The organism is Escherichia sp. GZ89, from assembly GCF_019366485.1.
GTDB classification, from domain to species: domain Bacteria; phylum Pseudomonadota; class Gammaproteobacteria; order Enterobacterales; family Enterobacteriaceae; genus Escherichia; species Escherichia fergusonii.
This window is the reverse complement of record NZ_JAEOHX010000021.1, coordinates 1-14,294: the sequence shown is the minus strand read 5'-3', so window position 1 is coordinate 14,294 and position 14,294 is coordinate 1. Positions and strand designations below refer to the sequence as shown.

The 14,294-nt window shown below is 49.9% G+C and carries 15 protein-coding genes and 1 other annotated feature; of the genes, 10 read left to right on the top strand and 5 right to left on the bottom strand.

Features of this window, described 5'->3' with window-relative positions; all coding sequences use genetic code 11:
* The first annotated feature begins 99 nt into the window (after window positions 1-99).
* The 5 genes from ffh (at window position 100) to rplS (ending at window position 3,600) form a co-directional block, all read left to right on the top strand.
* Window positions 100-1,461 carry a signal recognition particle protein gene (gene ffh, locus K0335_RS21140; protein ID WP_000460035.1) on the top strand — a complete coding sequence of 454 codons (1,362 nt, stop codon included), beginning with the start codon at window positions 100-102 and terminating at the stop codon, window positions 1,459-1,461.
* A gap of 136 nt (window positions 1,462-1,597) precedes the next feature.
* Window positions 1,598-1,846 (top strand): 30S ribosomal protein S16, encoded by a 249-nt coding sequence (gene rpsP, locus K0335_RS21135; RefSeq protein WP_000256450.1) that lies wholly within the window; start codon window positions 1,598-1,600, stop codon window positions 1,844-1,846.
* Window positions 1,847-1,864: 18 nt separating this feature from the next.
* On the top strand, window positions 1,865-2,413 hold the full coding sequence (gene rimM / locus K0335_RS21130) for a ribosome maturation factor RimM (RefSeq protein ID WP_000043330.1): 549 nt from the start codon (window positions 1,865-1,867) through the stop codon (window positions 2,411-2,413).
* A 30-nt stretch (window positions 2,414-2,443) separates the two neighbouring features.
* The gene (trmD, locus tag K0335_RS21125; protein WP_000264776.1) at window positions 2,444-3,211 is read left to right on the top strand and encodes a tRNA (guanosine(37)-N1)-methyltransferase TrmD; all 768 of its coding nucleotides are present in this window, start codon (window positions 2,444-2,446) and stop codon (window positions 3,209-3,211) included.
* 41 nt (window positions 3,212-3,252) lie between these two features.
* On the top strand, window positions 3,253-3,600 hold the full coding sequence (gene rplS, locus K0335_RS21120; RefSeq protein ID WP_000065253.1) for a 50S ribosomal protein L19: 348 nt from the start codon (window positions 3,253-3,255) through the stop codon (window positions 3,598-3,600).
* A gap of 202 nt (window positions 3,601-3,802) precedes the next feature.
* On the opposite strand, the gene K0335_RS21115 is transcribed toward rplS, so the two are convergent.
* Entirely contained in the window at window positions 3,803-4,177 is a 375-nt protein-coding gene (locus K0335_RS21115) for a DUF2799 domain-containing protein (protein WP_000696055.1), read from the bottom strand.
* 215 nt (window positions 4,178-4,392) lie between these two features.
* Here K0335_RS21115 and aroF point away from each other — a divergent pair, with 215 nt between their 5' ends.
* Both aroF and tyrA read left to right on the top strand, forming a co-directional pair.
* On the top strand, window positions 4,393-5,463 hold the full coding sequence (aroF, locus tag K0335_RS21110; protein WP_001168024.1) for a 3-deoxy-7-phosphoheptulonate synthase AroF: 1,071 nt from the start codon (window positions 4,393-4,395) through the stop codon (window positions 5,461-5,463).
* 10 nt (window positions 5,464-5,473) lie between these two features.
* Window positions 5,474-6,595, top strand: a complete 1,122-nt coding sequence (gene tyrA / locus K0335_RS21105; RefSeq protein ID WP_104920578.1) for a bifunctional chorismate mutase/prephenate dehydrogenase — start codon at window positions 5,474-5,476, stop codon at window positions 6,593-6,595.
* Between the two features lie 42 nt (window positions 6,596-6,637).
* On the opposite strand, the gene pheA is transcribed toward tyrA, so the two are convergent.
* The 4 genes from pheA to bamD form a co-directional block, all read right to left on the bottom strand.
* Complete coding sequence (gene pheA / locus K0335_RS21100) at window positions 6,638-7,798, bottom strand: bifunctional chorismate mutase/prephenate dehydratase (protein ID WP_219394093.1); 1,161 nt, start codon at window positions 7,796-7,798, stop codon at window positions 6,638-6,640.
* A 22-nt stretch (window positions 7,799-7,820) separates the two neighbouring features.
* Window positions 7,821-7,946, bottom strand: a sequence feature (Phe leader region).
* Window positions 7,898-7,945 (bottom strand): pheA operon leader peptide PheL, encoded by a 48-nt coding sequence (gene pheL / locus K0335_RS21095; protein WP_012599914.1) that lies wholly within the window; start codon window positions 7,943-7,945, stop codon window positions 7,898-7,900. (Overlaps the previous feature by 48 nt.)
* Before the next feature lie 102 nt (window positions 7,947-8,048).
* Window positions 8,049-8,393: a ribosome-associated translation inhibitor RaiA gene (gene raiA, locus K0335_RS21090; RefSeq protein WP_000214362.1), complete on the bottom strand. Its 345-nt coding sequence runs from the start codon at window positions 8,391-8,393 to the stop codon at window positions 8,049-8,051.
* Between the two features lie 267 nt (window positions 8,394-8,660).
* Window positions 8,661-9,398 carry an outer membrane protein assembly factor BamD gene (gene bamD, locus K0335_RS21085; protein ID WP_000197657.1) on the bottom strand — a complete coding sequence of 246 codons (738 nt, stop codon included), beginning with the start codon at window positions 9,396-9,398 and terminating at the stop codon, window positions 8,661-8,663.
* A gap of 134 nt (window positions 9,399-9,532) precedes the next feature.
* Here bamD and rluD point away from each other — a divergent pair, with 134 nt between their 5' ends.
* The 3 genes from rluD (at window position 9,533) to clpB (ending at window position 13,944) form a co-directional block, all read left to right on the top strand.
* Window positions 9,533-10,513, top strand: a complete 981-nt coding sequence (gene rluD / locus K0335_RS21080; protein ID WP_000079112.1) for a 23S rRNA pseudouridine(1911/1915/1917) synthase RluD — start codon at window positions 9,533-9,535, stop codon at window positions 10,511-10,513.
* Window positions 10,510-11,241 carry a purine nucleoside phosphorylase YfiH gene (gene yfiH, locus K0335_RS21075; protein WP_104920576.1) on the top strand — a complete coding sequence of 244 codons (732 nt, stop codon included), beginning with the start codon at window positions 10,510-10,512 and terminating at the stop codon, window positions 11,239-11,241. The genes rluD and yfiH overlap by 4 nt, the downstream gene beginning before the upstream one ends.
* Before the next feature lie 129 nt (window positions 11,242-11,370).
* Window positions 11,371-13,944: an ATP-dependent chaperone ClpB gene (gene clpB, locus K0335_RS21070; RefSeq protein ID WP_002431841.1), complete on the top strand. Its 2,574-nt coding sequence runs from the start codon at window positions 11,371-11,373 to the stop codon at window positions 13,942-13,944.
* Window positions 13,945-14,294 lie beyond the last annotated feature (350 nt).

The window sequence follows — 14,294 nt, the reverse complement described above, 5'->3', positions numbered from 1 at the left end:
CGTTGCATAACAACAAAGACGCCTTCATGTTATACTGCGGCAAAATACTGATGATGTGTCGCGATTGCGGCCAACCGTTTCCACCCCAGGCGAGAGACAATGTTTGATAATTTAACCGATCGTTTGTCGCGCACGCTGCGCAATATCAGTGGCCGTGGACGCCTCACTGAAGACAACGTAAAAGATACGCTGCGCGAAGTGCGCATGGCGCTGCTGGAGGCGGACGTCGCCCTGCCGGTAGTGCGTGAGTTTATCAATCGCGTAAAAGAGAAAGCGGTTGGTCATGAAGTTAATAAGAGCCTGACGCCGGGGCAGGAGTTCGTCAAAATCGTCCGTAACGAACTGGTTGCGGCGATGGGCGAAGAGAACCAGACCCTGAATCTGGCTGCGCAACCGCCAGCGGTGGTACTGATGGCAGGCCTGCAAGGTGCCGGTAAAACAACCAGCGTGGGCAAGCTCGGTAAGTTCCTGCGTGAGAAGCACAAGAAAAAAGTGCTGGTGGTTTCTGCCGACGTTTATCGTCCGGCGGCAATCAAACAGCTGGAGACGCTGGCAGAGCAGGTGGGCGTTGATTTCTTCCCTTCTGATGTTGGTCAGAAGCCGGTAGATATCGTTAACGCGGCGCTGAAAGAAGCCAAACTGAAATTCTACGACGTGCTGCTGGTGGATACCGCCGGTCGTCTGCACGTTGACGAAGCGATGATGGACGAGATCAAACAAGTCCATGCGTCGATTAATCCGGTTGAAACCCTGTTTGTGGTTGATGCCATGACTGGTCAGGATGCGGCCAATACGGCAAAAGCATTCAATGAAGCGTTACCGCTGACCGGTGTGGTACTGACTAAAGTCGACGGCGATGCTCGTGGCGGTGCGGCGCTCTCTATTCGTCACATTACGGGCAAACCGATCAAGTTCCTCGGCGTTGGCGAGAAAACCGAGGCGCTGGAGCCGTTCCATCCGGACCGCATCGCGTCGCGTATTCTCGGCATGGGCGATGTACTGTCGCTGATCGAAGATATCGAAAGCAAAGTTGACCGCGCGCAGGCAGAGAAATTAGCCAGCAAGCTGAAAAAAGGCGACGGCTTCGATCTCAACGACTTCCTCGAGCAACTGCGCCAGATGAAAAATATGGGCGGCATGGCCAGCCTGATGGGCAAGCTGCCGGGCATGGGGCAGATCCCGGATAACGTTAAGTCACAGATGGACGATAAAGTGCTGGTGCGTATGGAAGCCATCATCAACTCGATGACGATGAAAGAGCGCGCTAAGCCAGAAATCATCAAAGGTTCGCGTAAGCGTCGTATCGCCGCCGGTTGCGGTATGCAGGTGCAGGATGTTAACCGCCTTCTGAAGCAGTTCGACGACATGCAGCGCATGATGAAGAAAATGAAGAAGGGCGGAATGGCGAAGATGATGAGAAGCATGAAAGGGATGATGCCGCCGGGATTTCCTGGTCGCTAAATGACCTTATGCGACAGAGTTATTAACTGCTGATTGCATTTTCTCCAGAAATCAGTAAAATTTTCGGGCTTTTAATATGACACCGGACTCCGTTCCTCGATGGGGTCCGGTTGTTTTATTCACACAAGAGGATGTTATGGTAACTATTCGTTTAGCACGTCACGGCGCTAAAAAGCGTCCGTTCTACCAGGTTGTTGTCGCTGACAGCCGTAATGCACGCAACGGTCGCTTCATCGAGCGCGTTGGTTTCTTCAACCCAATCGCTAGCGAAAAAGAAGAAGGCACTCGCCTGGATCTGGATCGCATCGCTCACTGGGTTGGCCAGGGCGCAACTATTTCTGATCGCGTTGCTGCGCTGATCAAAGAAGTAAACAAAGCAGCTTAATCTGTCACGGTGGTCATGATGAGCAAACAACTCACCGCGCAAGCACCTGTTGATCCCATCGTTTTGGGAAAAATGGGTTCGTCTTACGGTATTCGTGGGTGGCTCAGAGTGTTTTCTTCCACCGAAGACGCCGAAAGCATTTTTGACTATCAGCCCTGGTTTATCCAGAAGGCGGGTCAGTGGCAGCAAGTCCAGCTGGAAAGCTGGAAGCACCACAATCAGGACATGATCATCAAGCTGAAAGGCGTTGACGATCGTGATGCGGCGAACCTGCTGACGAATTGTGAAATTGTCGTGGATTCATCGCAGCTGCCTCAGCTTGAAGAGGGTGACTACTACTGGAAAGACCTGATGGGCTGCCAGGTAGTAACCACTGAAGGCTACGATCTCGGTAAAGTCATTGACATGATGGAAACCGGATCCAATGACGTTCTCGTCATTAAGGCAAACCTGAAAGATGCGTTTGGTATCAAGGAACGTCTCGTACCGTTCCTCGATGGGCAGGTTATCAAGAAAGTCGATCTCACTACTCGTTCAATCGAAGTAGATTGGGATCCTGGTTTTTAAACCACCGGATAAACGGTAAAAGACGGTGCTATGTGGATTGGCATAATTAGCCTGTTTCCTGAAATGTTCCGCGCAATTACCGATTACGGGGTAACTGGCCGGGCAGTTAAAAATGGCCTGCTGAGCATCCAGAGCTGGAGTCCTCGCGACTTCACGCATGACCGGCACCGTACCGTGGACGATCGTCCTTACGGCGGCGGACCGGGGATGTTAATGATGGTGCAACCCTTGCGGGACGCCATTCATGCAGCAAAAGCCGCGGCGGGTGAAGGCGCAAAGGTGATTTATCTGTCACCACAGGGACGCAAGCTTGATCAAGCAGGCGTCAGCGAGCTGGCAACGAATCAAAAATTGATTCTGGTGTGCGGTCGCTACGAAGGTATAGATGAGCGCGTGATCCAAACCGAAATTGACGAAGAATGGTCAATCGGCGATTACGTTCTCAGTGGTGGTGAGTTACCAGCAATGACGCTGATTGACTCCGTTTCCCGGTTTATTCCGGGAGTACTGGGACATGAAGCCTCGGCAACGGAAGATTCCTTTGCTGAAGGATTGCTGGATTGCCCGCACTATACGCGGCCTGAGGTGTTAGAAGGGATGGAAGTTCCGCCAGTGTTACTGTCGGGCAACCATGCCGAGATACGTCGCTGGCGTTTGAAACAGTCGCTGGGCCGTACCTGGCTTAGAAGACCTGAACTTCTGGAAAACCTGGCTCTGACTGAAGAGCAAGCAAGGTTGCTGGCGGAGTTCAAAAAGGAACACGCACAACAGCAACATAAACATGATGGGATGGCGTAAGCCCCCGAGATATCAGTTTACCCAGGATAAGAGATTAAATTATGAGCAACATTATTAAGCAACTTGAACAAGAGCAGATGAAGCAGGACGTACCTTCCTTCCGTCCGGGTGATACCGTGGAAGTGAAAGTATGGGTTGTTGAAGGTTCCAAAAAACGTCTGCAGGCATTCGAGGGCGTGGTTATCGCTATTCGTAACCGCGGTCTGCACTCTGCATTCACTGTTCGTAAAATTTCCAACGGCGAAGGCGTTGAGCGTGTCTTCCAGACTCACTCTCCGGTAGTTGACAGCATTTCTGTCAAACGTCGTGGTGCTGTTCGTAAAGCTAAACTGTACTACCTGCGTGAGCGTACTGGTAAGGCTGCTCGTATCAAAGAGCGTCTTAACTAAGATTTCGCTTAAGCGACATCCTGTTAAGAAGGGCTGGCCAATTGGCTGGCCCTTTTTTTATTAATTAATAATGGTGCTTATATACTCTAAATAATTTGAGTTGCAGGAAGGCGACAAGTGAGTGAATCCCCAGGCGCTTACTAAAGTAGATGTCTGAAGTGAGTGAACGCAGACGCAGCACATGCAACTTGAAGTATTACATTTAATTTAAGCGGGTTGAGGTAGCATTTTCATCAGCTCCAGCTTGCCATTTTTCATGCAGCTCTTTGACGTTTTCAACATTTTCACAACTGGCAGGAAAAGTCTTACCAGAAATCCCCCGGGCGAACATTAATCCAGGCTCACACGTTTTTCGCTGCCCTTCACTGTACCCTCGTAAATAATACGAGCGATTTACAGCCCGATCATTATATGTCTGAGCCAATGTTTCATTGTCTTTGGCAGCAAAACCAGCAAGAGCGTCTTCCATTCCTGCATCGTACCAGTCCGTACCAGTCCAGGTTGGTGAATGGGTATAAGGATCAACCTGGCACCCACAAAGAAAAAGAGAAATAACAAATCCCGCTAGTATTTTCATAAATGCTCTCCGCTTTTACTTAAATCTTAGTGGAGTGCAAAAATAACGATGATGTAAATATTTCGGTACAACGATAAGGGCTGTATATGTGCTAAATGTGCAGGCGTAAAGATATATTTACTAAATATGGATTGAAAACTTTACCTTTTGTGTTATTGTTACTTCATCCTCTTTGAGGAAAACTATCGCAAACGAGCAATAACAGGATCGCCATCATGCAAAAAGACGCGCTGAACAACATTCATATTGTTGACGAACAAGTACTGATTACACCGGAACAACTCAAACAAGAATTTCCTCTGAGCCAGGAACAAGAAAAGCAAATCACCCACTCTCGTCAGACTATTTCTGACATTATTTCCGGGCGTGATCCTCGGTTGTTAGTAGTATGTGGGCCTTGTTCTATACACGATCCTGAAACTGCAATTGAATATGCTCGTCGATTTAAAGTCCTTGCCGCAGAGGTCAGCGATAGCCTCTATCTGGTAATGCGCGTCTATTTTGAAAAACCTCGTACCACCGTTGGCTGGAAAGGGTTGATTAACGATCCACATATGGATGGCTCCTTTGATGTTGAAACAGGATTAAAGATTGCACGTAAGTTGCTTTTGGAACTGGTAGATATGGGATTACCGCTGGCGACGGAAGCGTTAGATCCAAATAGCCCGCAATACCTGGGCGATCTGTTTAGCTGGTCAGCAATTGGTGCTCGTACAACGGAATCGCAAACTCACCGTGAAATGGCCTCCGGGCTTTCCATGCCGGTTGGTTTTAAAAACGGCACCGATGGCAGTCTGGCAACGGCAATTAACGCTATGCGCGCCGCCGCGCAGCCGCACCGTTTTGTTGGCATTAACCAGGCAGGGCAGGTTGCGTTGCTACAAACTCAGGGAAATCCGGACGGGCATGTGATCCTGCGCGGTGGTAAAGCACCGAACTATAGCCCTGCGGATGTTGCGCAATGTGAAAAAGAGATGGAACAGGCGGGACTGCGCCCGTCTCTGATGGTAGATTGCAGCCACGGTAATTCCAATAAAGATTATCGCCGTCAGCCTGCGGTGGCAGAATCCGTGGTTGCTCAAATTAAAGATGGTAATCGCTCAATTATTGGCCTGATGATCGAAAGTAATATCCACGAGGGTAATCAGTCTTCCGAGCAACCGCGCAGTGAAATGAAATACGGTGTATCCGTAACCGATGCCTGCATTAGCTGGGAAATGACCGATGCCTTGCTGCGTGAAATTCATCAGGATCTGAACGGGCAGCTGACGGCTCGCGTGGCTTAAGAGGTTTATTATGGTTGCTGAATTGACCGCATTACGCGATCAAATTGATGAAGTCGATAAAGCGCTGCTGAATTTATTAGCGAAGCGTCTGGAACTGGTTGCTGAAGTGGGCGAGGTGAAAAGCCGCTTTGGACTGCCTATTTATGTTCCGGAGCGCGAGGCATCTATGCTGGCCTCGCGTCGTGCAGAGGCGGAAGCTCTGGGTGTACCGCCAGATCTGATTGAGGATGTTTTGCGTCGGGTGATGCGTGAATCTTACTCCAGTGAAAACGACAAAGGATTTAAAACACTTTGTCCTGCGTTACGCCCGGTAGTTATCGTTGGTGGTGGCGGTCAGATGGGACGCCTGTTCGAGAAGATGCTGACACTTTCGGGTTATCAGGTGCGGATTCTGGAGCAACATGACTGGGATCGAGCGGCTGATATTGTTGCCCATGCCGGAATGGTGATTGTTAGTGTGCCCATCCACGTTACTGAACAAGTTATTGGCAAATTACCGACTTTACCGAAAGATTGTATTCTGGTCGATCTGGCATCAGTGAAAAATGGACCATTACAGGCCATGCTGGCGGCGCATGATGGTCCGGTGCTGGGGTTACACCCGATGTTCGGCCCGGACAGCGGTAGCCTGGCAAAGCAAGTTGTGGTCTGGTGTGATGGACGTAAGCCGGAAGCATACCAATGGTTTCTGGAGCAAATTCAGGTCTGGGGCGCTCGGCTGCATCGTATTAGCGCTGTCGAGCACGATCAGAATATGGCGTTTATTCAGGCTCTGCGCCACTTTGCTACTTTTGCTTATGGGCTGCACCTGGCAGAAGAAAATGTTCAGCTTGAGCAACTTCTGGCGCTCTCTTCGCCGATTTACCGCCTTGAACTGGCGATGGTTGGGCGACTGTTTGCTCAGGATCCGCAGCTTTATGCCGACATAATTATGTCGTCAGAACGTAATCTTGCGTTAATCAAACGTTACTATAAGCGTTTCGGCGAGGCGATTGAGTTGCTGGAGCAGGGCGATAAGCAGGCGTTTATTGACAGTTTCCGCAAGGTGGAGCACTGGTTCGGCGATTACGCACAGCGTTTTCAGAGTGAAAGCCGCGTGTTATTGCGTCAGGCGAATGACAATCGCCAGTAATCATCTTGTGCCGGGTGGAATATTTCACCCGGCTCGATTTCATTATGCCGGATCAATAGGCACTACGTTCTCACTTGGGTAACAGCCCAATACCTTCATCGAACGGGTGATTTCCCCTAACTCTTTCAATGCTTTTTGCATTTCCGCTGATTCAAGATTGGCCTGAATATCCAGATAAAACATCTCTTCCCACGGATTACCGTGAATCGGGCGTGATTCCAGACGGGTCATAATCAGATTGTGGTTGCGCAGTACCAACAACGCTTCAACCAGTGCACCAGCTTGTTGTCCGGTCGCCATTAACAACGTCGTTTTCGCCGGAACCTGGTCAGACACGTTAATGGCTTTACGTGCCAACACCACAAATCGGGTGAAGTTTTGTCGCTGATTCGCCTCAATGTGCTCCAGCACCTGTAGGCCGTACAACGTGCCGCCCGCCTCGCTCCCCAGCGCCGCGATATGCGGTGATTTTGCCTGCGCGACCTTTTCCATTGCCGCAGACGTACTTTCGGTATATTCAATTTTCCAGTGCGGATAACGATTAAGGAATTTGCTGCATTGCTGGAATGGCTGCGGATGGCTGTAGACCGTATTGATGGCGGATAAATCAGTAGTGCCGGAGACCAACAAACAATGATCGATAGTTAACGTCATCTCGCCAACAATCGACAAACTGGTATGTTGCAGCAGATCGTAAACGTCGTTTATGGCACCGGAGCTGGTATTTTCAATCGGTACGACGGCATAGTCGGCCTGGCCGGTTTCCACCTGATTAAAAATATCGGCAAATTTGGCGCAGCCACTTTCAATGAATTGCTCAAAGTGACGGGCAGCGTACTGGCGAGCGGCAAGATGTGAATAGGATCCTTTTGGGCCGAGAAACGCAATGCGTGCTGAGTGCGGATTAATTTTATTGAGATGTTGCTGGAGCAAAGCCTGCTGTGTCAGTACGGAATCTTCAATGATGAGTTGGAACAGGCGAGTAATGTAGTGGGCGTCCAGATGGTACGCTTTACCGAGCGTAATTAATCTTTCCAGTAAATCGCGTTCACGATCAATATCACGTACCGGGCGATGAGAGAGCAGTTTGGCTTTTCCCACTTCGACGGCCAGTTCGCGTCGCTCTGCCAGTAATGCTAATAATTTTTCATCCAGCGCGCTGATTTTCTCACGCAGCGCCAGTAACGGGTTTTCCGATGTCATAGTGTTGCCTTTTTTGTTATCAATAAAAAAGGCCCCCCGATTTGGGAGGCCTTATTGTTCGTCTTCGCATTCTGTTTCACACGACGAAACGCCTCCCGTTCAGGGGAAGGTAAAAAAGAATGCGAAGAGGAACGGTGTTTGTTTCATGCTGATTTCCTTGAGTAATGACAGTACAGTACCTGCACAGTTTTCACCCTGTCAACAAAAAACGCGCCCGAAGGCGCGTTGGCGATACACTCAATATAAAGGACTACTCTTCTTCAACTTCTTCGACGAAGTTGGCGTCTTTCACCGATGTTGCGGCACGACGTGCTTCGCCTTTGTGCTGCAGTTTATTGAGCTGCCGTTCCAGCTTGTTGATCAATTCGTTAATTGCGGTGTACATATCTTCATGCTTACCACTGGCAACCAGAACGCCGTTAGGTGTATTGATAGTGGCGTCAGCAACGAACCCTTGTGGCTCTTTGGACAGAATGATATGTGGATTAATCAGATGAGTTTGCCATTTATCCAGTTTGGCGAGACGGTCTTCGACATGTTGGCGGATTGCCGGAGTAATTTCCATTTGTTTACTGGTAATGTTCACTGTTGTCATAAATTTTACCTCTTGTCTTCCCGTCTTGGTGATTCCAGCATACCTTTCTTAATGTCAAAATGTGTGATTTAAATCACATTCTTTTGTCACTTTTTGTCAATGAAATCTTTTTGTGAGTCATCGCATTAACAGGTGAAATTTTACTTGAGGAATTACTAAAACCCAGCCATAGTTGATCAGTTACATTGACTCTAAGTTATTTAATTTTCGACTTTTTTGCATAAAAAAAAGGCAGCACATGGCTGCCTGATTGAATAACTGAATAAATCAGGAATTACTACTGTTAGTGGCGATAATCTTCGCTACTTTTTCAGCTTGCGCATTCATCTGCATCTGACGGTATGCATTTTCCATCAGCGGCAGCGCATCACGCGTAGCCTGAGTATCCGGGTAGTCGCGCAGCATGCCTTCTACACGGTTAACAACGGCAACCCATGCACCACGTTCTGTATAGTACTCGGCAACGGAGTATTCATATTTCGCCAGACGATCTTTCAGGAATACCAGACGTTTGGTGGCATCCGTAGTGTACTGGCTGTTCGGATAGCCGCGTACCAGTTTGGAAAAGTCACTAAACGCAGCTCGTGCATGTTGAGGATCGCGATCGCTACGATCAACGCCAAAGAACCCCTGCAGCGCACTGTCATCCAGCGCCATATTGGTCAGGCCACGCATGTACATGACATAATCGATATTCGGATGGGTTGGATTAAGGCGAATAAAACGATCGATGGCAGCCTGTGCTAACGGCAGATCGGCGTTCTTATAGTAAGCGTAGATGAGATCCAACTGCACCTGCTGCGAATACGGACCAAACGGGTAGCGATTATCTAACGCTTCTAATTGCGTTATTGCCTGTTTCCAGTTACCGTCCTGCAACTTTTGCTGAGCGGTCGCGTAAATTTCATTTGGCGGATTATCAGGTACTTCTTCCTTTGACCCCGAGCAACCCGCCAAAAACAGGCTTAGTGTGGCGGCTGCCACCAGATATTTCATGCGCGTCATGACGTTTTGACTTTCCTCAAAATGTAATACGGGAGATTCTCTGTTCCTGCTCCCGGTTAAGACCAGCTACAATAGCACACTATATTAAACGGCAAAGCCGTAAAACCCCAACGATAAACGAAGAAGCAGTATATATGGCACAACGAGTACAGCTCACTGCAACGGTGTCCGAAAACCAACTCGGTCAACGCTTAGATCAGGCTTTGGCCGAAATGTTCCCGGATTATTCACGTTCGCGAATAAAAGAATGGATCCTCGACCAGCGCGTGCTGGTTAACGGCAAAGTTTGTGATAAGCCGAAAGAAAAAGTATTGGGTGGCGAGCAGGTGGCCATCAACGCTGAGATTGAAGAAGAAGCGCGTTTTGAACCGCAGGATATCCCGCTGGATATCGTCTATGAAGATGAAGATATCATCGTCATTAATAAACCACGCGACCTGGTGGTACATCCTGGCGCGGGTAACCCGGATGGCACGGTACTGAATGCGTTGCTTCATTATTATCCGCCGATTGCCGATGTACCGCGTGCGGGCATCGTCCATCGTCTGGATAAAGACACCACCGGCCTGATGGTTGTGGCAAAAACCGTTCCGGCTCAGACGCGTTTAGTCGAATCTTTGCAACGGCGTGAAATTACTCGTGAGTATGAAGCGGTGGCAATTGGTCATATGACCGCTGGCGGTACAGTAGATGAACCAATCAGCCGCCACCCGACCAAACGTACTCACATGGCGGTGCATCCGATGGGTAAACCGGCGGTCACTCACTATCGCATCATGGAACACTTCCGTGTGCACACGCGTCTGCGGTTGCGTCTGGAAACCGGACGTACGCACCAGATCCGCGTGCATATGGCCCATATCACTCATCCGCTGGTGGGCGATCCGGTTTATGGCGGCCGTCCGCGTCCGCCAAAAGGTGCTTCGGAAGCGTTTATCTCCACGCTGCGTAAGTTTGACCGCCAGGCGCTTCATGCAACCATGCTGCGTCTTTATCACCCGATCTCCGGCATCGAAATGGAATGGCATGCGCCTATTCCACAAGATATGGTGGAGCTGATTGAGGTGATGCGCGCCGATTTCGAAGAGCATAAGGATGAAGTGGACTGGTTATGAGTAAGCTGATTGTCCCGCAGTGGCCGCTGCCAAAAGGTGTTGCGGCCTGTAGCTCTACCCGTATCGGCGGCGTGAGCTTGCCGCCGTATGACTCGCTCAACCTCGGTGCCCATTGTGGCGATAACCCGGATCACGTCGAGGAAAATCGTAAGCGACTTTTTGCTGCGGGCAATTTGCCTTCAAAACCGGTCTGGCTTGAGCAGGTACACGGCAAAGATGTGCTTAAGCTTACTGGCGAACCTTATGCCTCAAAACGAGCGGATGCCTCTTATAGCAATACGCCCGGCACGGTTTGCGCCGTGATGACGGCTGACTGCCTCCCTGTGCTGTTTTGCAATCGAGCGGGAACGGAAGTCGCCGCCGCTCATGCTGGCTGGCGTGGACTGTGCGCAGGCGTGCTGGAAGAGACGGTTTCCTGTTTTGCTGATAATCCCGAAAACATTCTCGCCTGGTTAGGGCCGGCAATTGGTCCACGCGCGTTTGAAGTGGGAGCGGAGGTTCGCGAGGCGTTTATGGCAGTAGACGCCAAAGCGAGTGCAGCTTTCATTCAGCATGGTGATAAGTATCTGGCGGATATTTATCAGCTTGCCCGGCAGCGTCTGGCGAGCGTTGGTGTTGAACAAATTTTCGGCGGCGACCGTTGTACATATACGGAAAATGAGACTTTCTTCTCTTATCGTCGCGACAAGACCACCGGTCGTATGGCAAGTTTCATTTGGCTGATATAACCTAAAGAATCAAGACGATCCGGTACGCGTGATTTTCTTTTCACATTAATCTGGTCAATAACCTTGAATAATTGAGGGATGACCTCATTTAATCTCCAGTAGCAACTTTGATCCGTTATGGGAGGAGTTATGCGTCTGGATCGTCTTACTAATAAATTCCAGCTTGCTCTTGCCGATGCCCAATCACTTGCACTCGGGCACGACAACCAATTCATCGAACCACTTCATTTAATGAGCGCCCTGCTGAATCAGGAAGGGGGTTCGGTTAGTCCTTTATTAACATCCGCCGGCATCAATGCTGGTCAGTTGCGCACAGATATCAATCAGGCATTAAATCGTTTACCGCAGGTTGAAGGCACTGGCGGCGATGTCCAGCCCTCACAGGATCTGGTGCGCGTTCTTAATCTTTGCGACAAGCTGGCGCAAAAACGTGGTGATAACTTTATCTCGTCAGAACTGTTCGTTCTGGCGGCACTTGAGTCTCGCGGCACGCTGGCCGACATCCTGAAAGCAGCAGGGGCGACCACCGCCAACATTACTCAAGCGATTGAACAAATGCGTGGAGGTGAAAGCGTGAACGATCAAGGAGCTGAAGACCAACGTCAGGCTTTGAAAAAATACACCATCGACCTCACCGAACGAGCCGAACAAGGCAAACTCGATCCGGTGATTGGCCGTGATGAAGAAATTCGCCGTACCATTCAGGTACTGCAACGTCGTACTAAAAATAACCCGGTGCTGATTGGTGAACCAGGCGTTGGTAAAACAGCCATCGTTGAAGGTCTGGCTCAGCGTATTATCAATGGCGAAGTACCGGAAGGGCTGAAAGGCCGCCGAGTACTGGCGCTGGATATGGGCGCGCTGGTGGCCGGGGCGAAATATCGCGGTGAGTTTGAAGAACGTTTAAAAGGCGTGCTTAACGATCTCGCCAAGCAGGAAGGCAACGTCATCCTGTTTATCGACGAATTACATACCATGGTCGGTGCGGGTAAAGCCGATGGCGCAATGGACGCCGGCAACATGCTGAAACCGGCGCTGGCGCGTGGTGAATTGCACTGCGTAGGTGCCACGACGCTGGACGAATATCGCCAGTACATCGAAAAAGATGCTGCGCTGGAACGTCGCTTCCAGAAAGTGTTTGTTGCCGAACCAACCGTGGAAGACACCATTGCTATTCTGCGTGGCCTGAAAGAACGTTATGAACTGCACCACCATGTGCAAATTACTGACCCGGCAATTGTTGCAGCGGCGACGTTGTCTCATCGCTACATTGCTGACCGTCAGCTGCCGGATAAAGCCATCGACCTGATCGATGAAGCAGCATCCAGCATTCGTATGCAGATTGACTCAAAACCAGAGGAACTCGACCGACTCGATCGTCGTATCATCCAGCTCAAACTGGAACAACAGGCGTTAATGAAAGAGTCTGATGAAGCCAGTAAAAAACGCCTGGATATGCTCAACGAAGAACTGAGTGACAAAGAACGTCAGTATTCCGAGTTAGAAGAAGAGTGGAAAGCTGAGAAAGCGTCGCTTTCTGGTACGCAGACCATTAAAGCGGAACTGGAACAGGCGAAAATCGCCATTGAACAGGCTCGCCGTGTGGGTGATCTGGCGCGGATGTCTGAACTGCAATACGGCAAAATTCCAGAACTGGAAAAGCAACTGGAAGCCGCAACGCAGCTCGAAGGCAAAACTATGCGTCTGTTGCGTAATAAAGTGACCGACGCCGAAATTGCTGAAGTGCTGGCGCGTTGGACGGGGATTCCGGTTTCTCGCATGATGGAAAGCGAGCGCGAAAAACTGCTGCGTATGGAGCAAGAGCTGCACCATCGCGTTATTGGTCAGAACGAAGCGGTTGATGCGGTATCTAACGCTATTCGTCGTAGCCGTGCGGGGCTTGCTGACCCGAATCGCCCGATTGGTTCATTCCTGTTCCTCGGCCCAACGGGTGTGGGGAAAACTGAGCTTTGTAAGGCGCTGGCGAACTTTATGTTTGATAGCGACGAGGCGATGGTCCGTATCGATATGTCCGAGTTTATGGAGAAACACTCGGTGTCTCGTCTGGTTGGTGCGCCTCCGGGATATGTCGGTTATGAAGAAGGTGGCTACCTGACCGAAGCAGTGCGTCGTCGTCCGTATTCCGTCATCCTGCTGGATGAAGTGGAAAAAGCGCATCCGGATGTCTTCAACATTCTGTTGCAGGTACTGGATGATGGGCGTCTGACTGACGGGCAGGGGAGAACGGTCGACTTCCGTAATACGGTTGTCATTATGACCTCTAACCTCGGTTCCGATTTGATTCAGGAACGCTTCGGTGAACTGGATTATGCGCACATGAAAGAGCTGGTACTCGGTGTGGTAAGCCATAACTTCCGTCCGGAATTCATTAACCGTATTGATGAGGTGGTGGTTTTCCATCCGCTAGGTGAACAGCACATTGCGTCGATTGCACAGATTCAGTTGAAACGTCTGTACAAACGTCTGGAAGAACGTGGTTATGAAATCCACATTTCTGACGAGGCGCTGAAACTGCTGAGCGAGAACGGTTACGATCCGGTCTATGGTGCACGTCCTCTGAAACGTGCTATCCAGCAGCAGATCGAAAACCCGCTGGCACAGCAAATACTGTCTGGTGAATTGGTTCCGGGTAAAGTTATTCGCCTGGAAGTTAATGAAGACAGGATTGTCGCCGTCCAGTAATGATAAAACGAGCCCTTTGGGGCTCGTTTTTGTCTATAAGTTAGACGGAAAACACCATGTTCAGGATGTTTTGCCTGAAAAATGAGCGAACGATAAAGTTTTTATATTTTTTGCTTGTCAGGCCGGAATAACTCCCTATAATGCGCCACCACTGACACGGAACAACGGCAAGCACGCCGCCGGGTCAGCGAGGTTCTCCTGAGAATCTCGACAGAGAAAAGCAAAAAGTGCTTGACTCTGTAGCGGGAAAGCGTATTATGCACACCCCGCGCAGCTGAGAAAAAGCGAAGCGGCACTGCTCTTTAACAATTTATCAGACAATCTGTGTGGGCACTCGAAGATACGGATTC

Bases quoted from the DNA above. Each gene is read 5' to 3' on its own strand.
- tyrA (WP_104920578.1), top strand. From the start codon at position 5,474: ATGGTTGCTGAATTGACCGCATTACGCGATCAAATTGATGAAGTCGAT.
- pheA (WP_219394093.1), bottom strand. From the start codon at position 7,798: ATGACATCGGAAAACCCGTTACTGGCGCTGCGTGAGAAAATCAGCGCG.
- rplS (WP_000065253.1), top strand. From the start codon at position 3,253: ATGAGCAACATTATTAAGCAACTTGAACAAGAGCAGATGAAGCAGGAC.
- yfiH (WP_104920576.1), top strand. From the start codon at position 10,510: ATGAGTAAGCTGATTGTCCCGCAGTGGCCGCTGCCAAAAGGTGTTGCG.
- ffh (WP_000460035.1), top strand. From the start codon at position 100: ATGTTTGATAATTTAACCGATCGTTTGTCGCGCACGCTGCGCAATATC.
- bamD (WP_000197657.1), bottom strand. From the start codon at position 9,398: ATGACGCGCATGAAATATCTGGTGGCAGCCGCCACACTAAGCCTGTTT.
- aroF (WP_001168024.1), top strand. From the start codon at position 4,393: ATGCAAAAAGACGCGCTGAACAACATTCATATTGTTGACGAACAAGTA.
- rimM (WP_000043330.1), top strand. From the start codon at position 1,865: ATGAGCAAACAACTCACCGCGCAAGCACCTGTTGATCCCATCGTTTTG.
- raiA (WP_000214362.1), bottom strand. From the start codon at position 8,393: ATGACAACAGTGAACATTACCAGTAAACAAATGGAAATTACTCCGGCA.
- trmD (WP_000264776.1), top strand. From the start codon at position 2,444: ATGTGGATTGGCATAATTAGCCTGTTTCCTGAAATGTTCCGCGCAATT.
- K0335_RS21115 (WP_000696055.1), bottom strand. From the start codon at position 4,177: ATGAAAATACTAGCGGGATTTGTTATTTCTCTTTTTCTTTGTGGGTGC.
- rluD (WP_000079112.1), top strand. From the start codon at position 9,533: ATGGCACAACGAGTACAGCTCACTGCAACGGTGTCCGAAAACCAACTC.
- rpsP (WP_000256450.1), top strand. From the start codon at position 1,598: ATGGTAACTATTCGTTTAGCACGTCACGGCGCTAAAAAGCGTCCGTTC.
- clpB (WP_002431841.1), top strand. From the start codon at position 11,371: ATGCGTCTGGATCGTCTTACTAATAAATTCCAGCTTGCTCTTGCCGAT.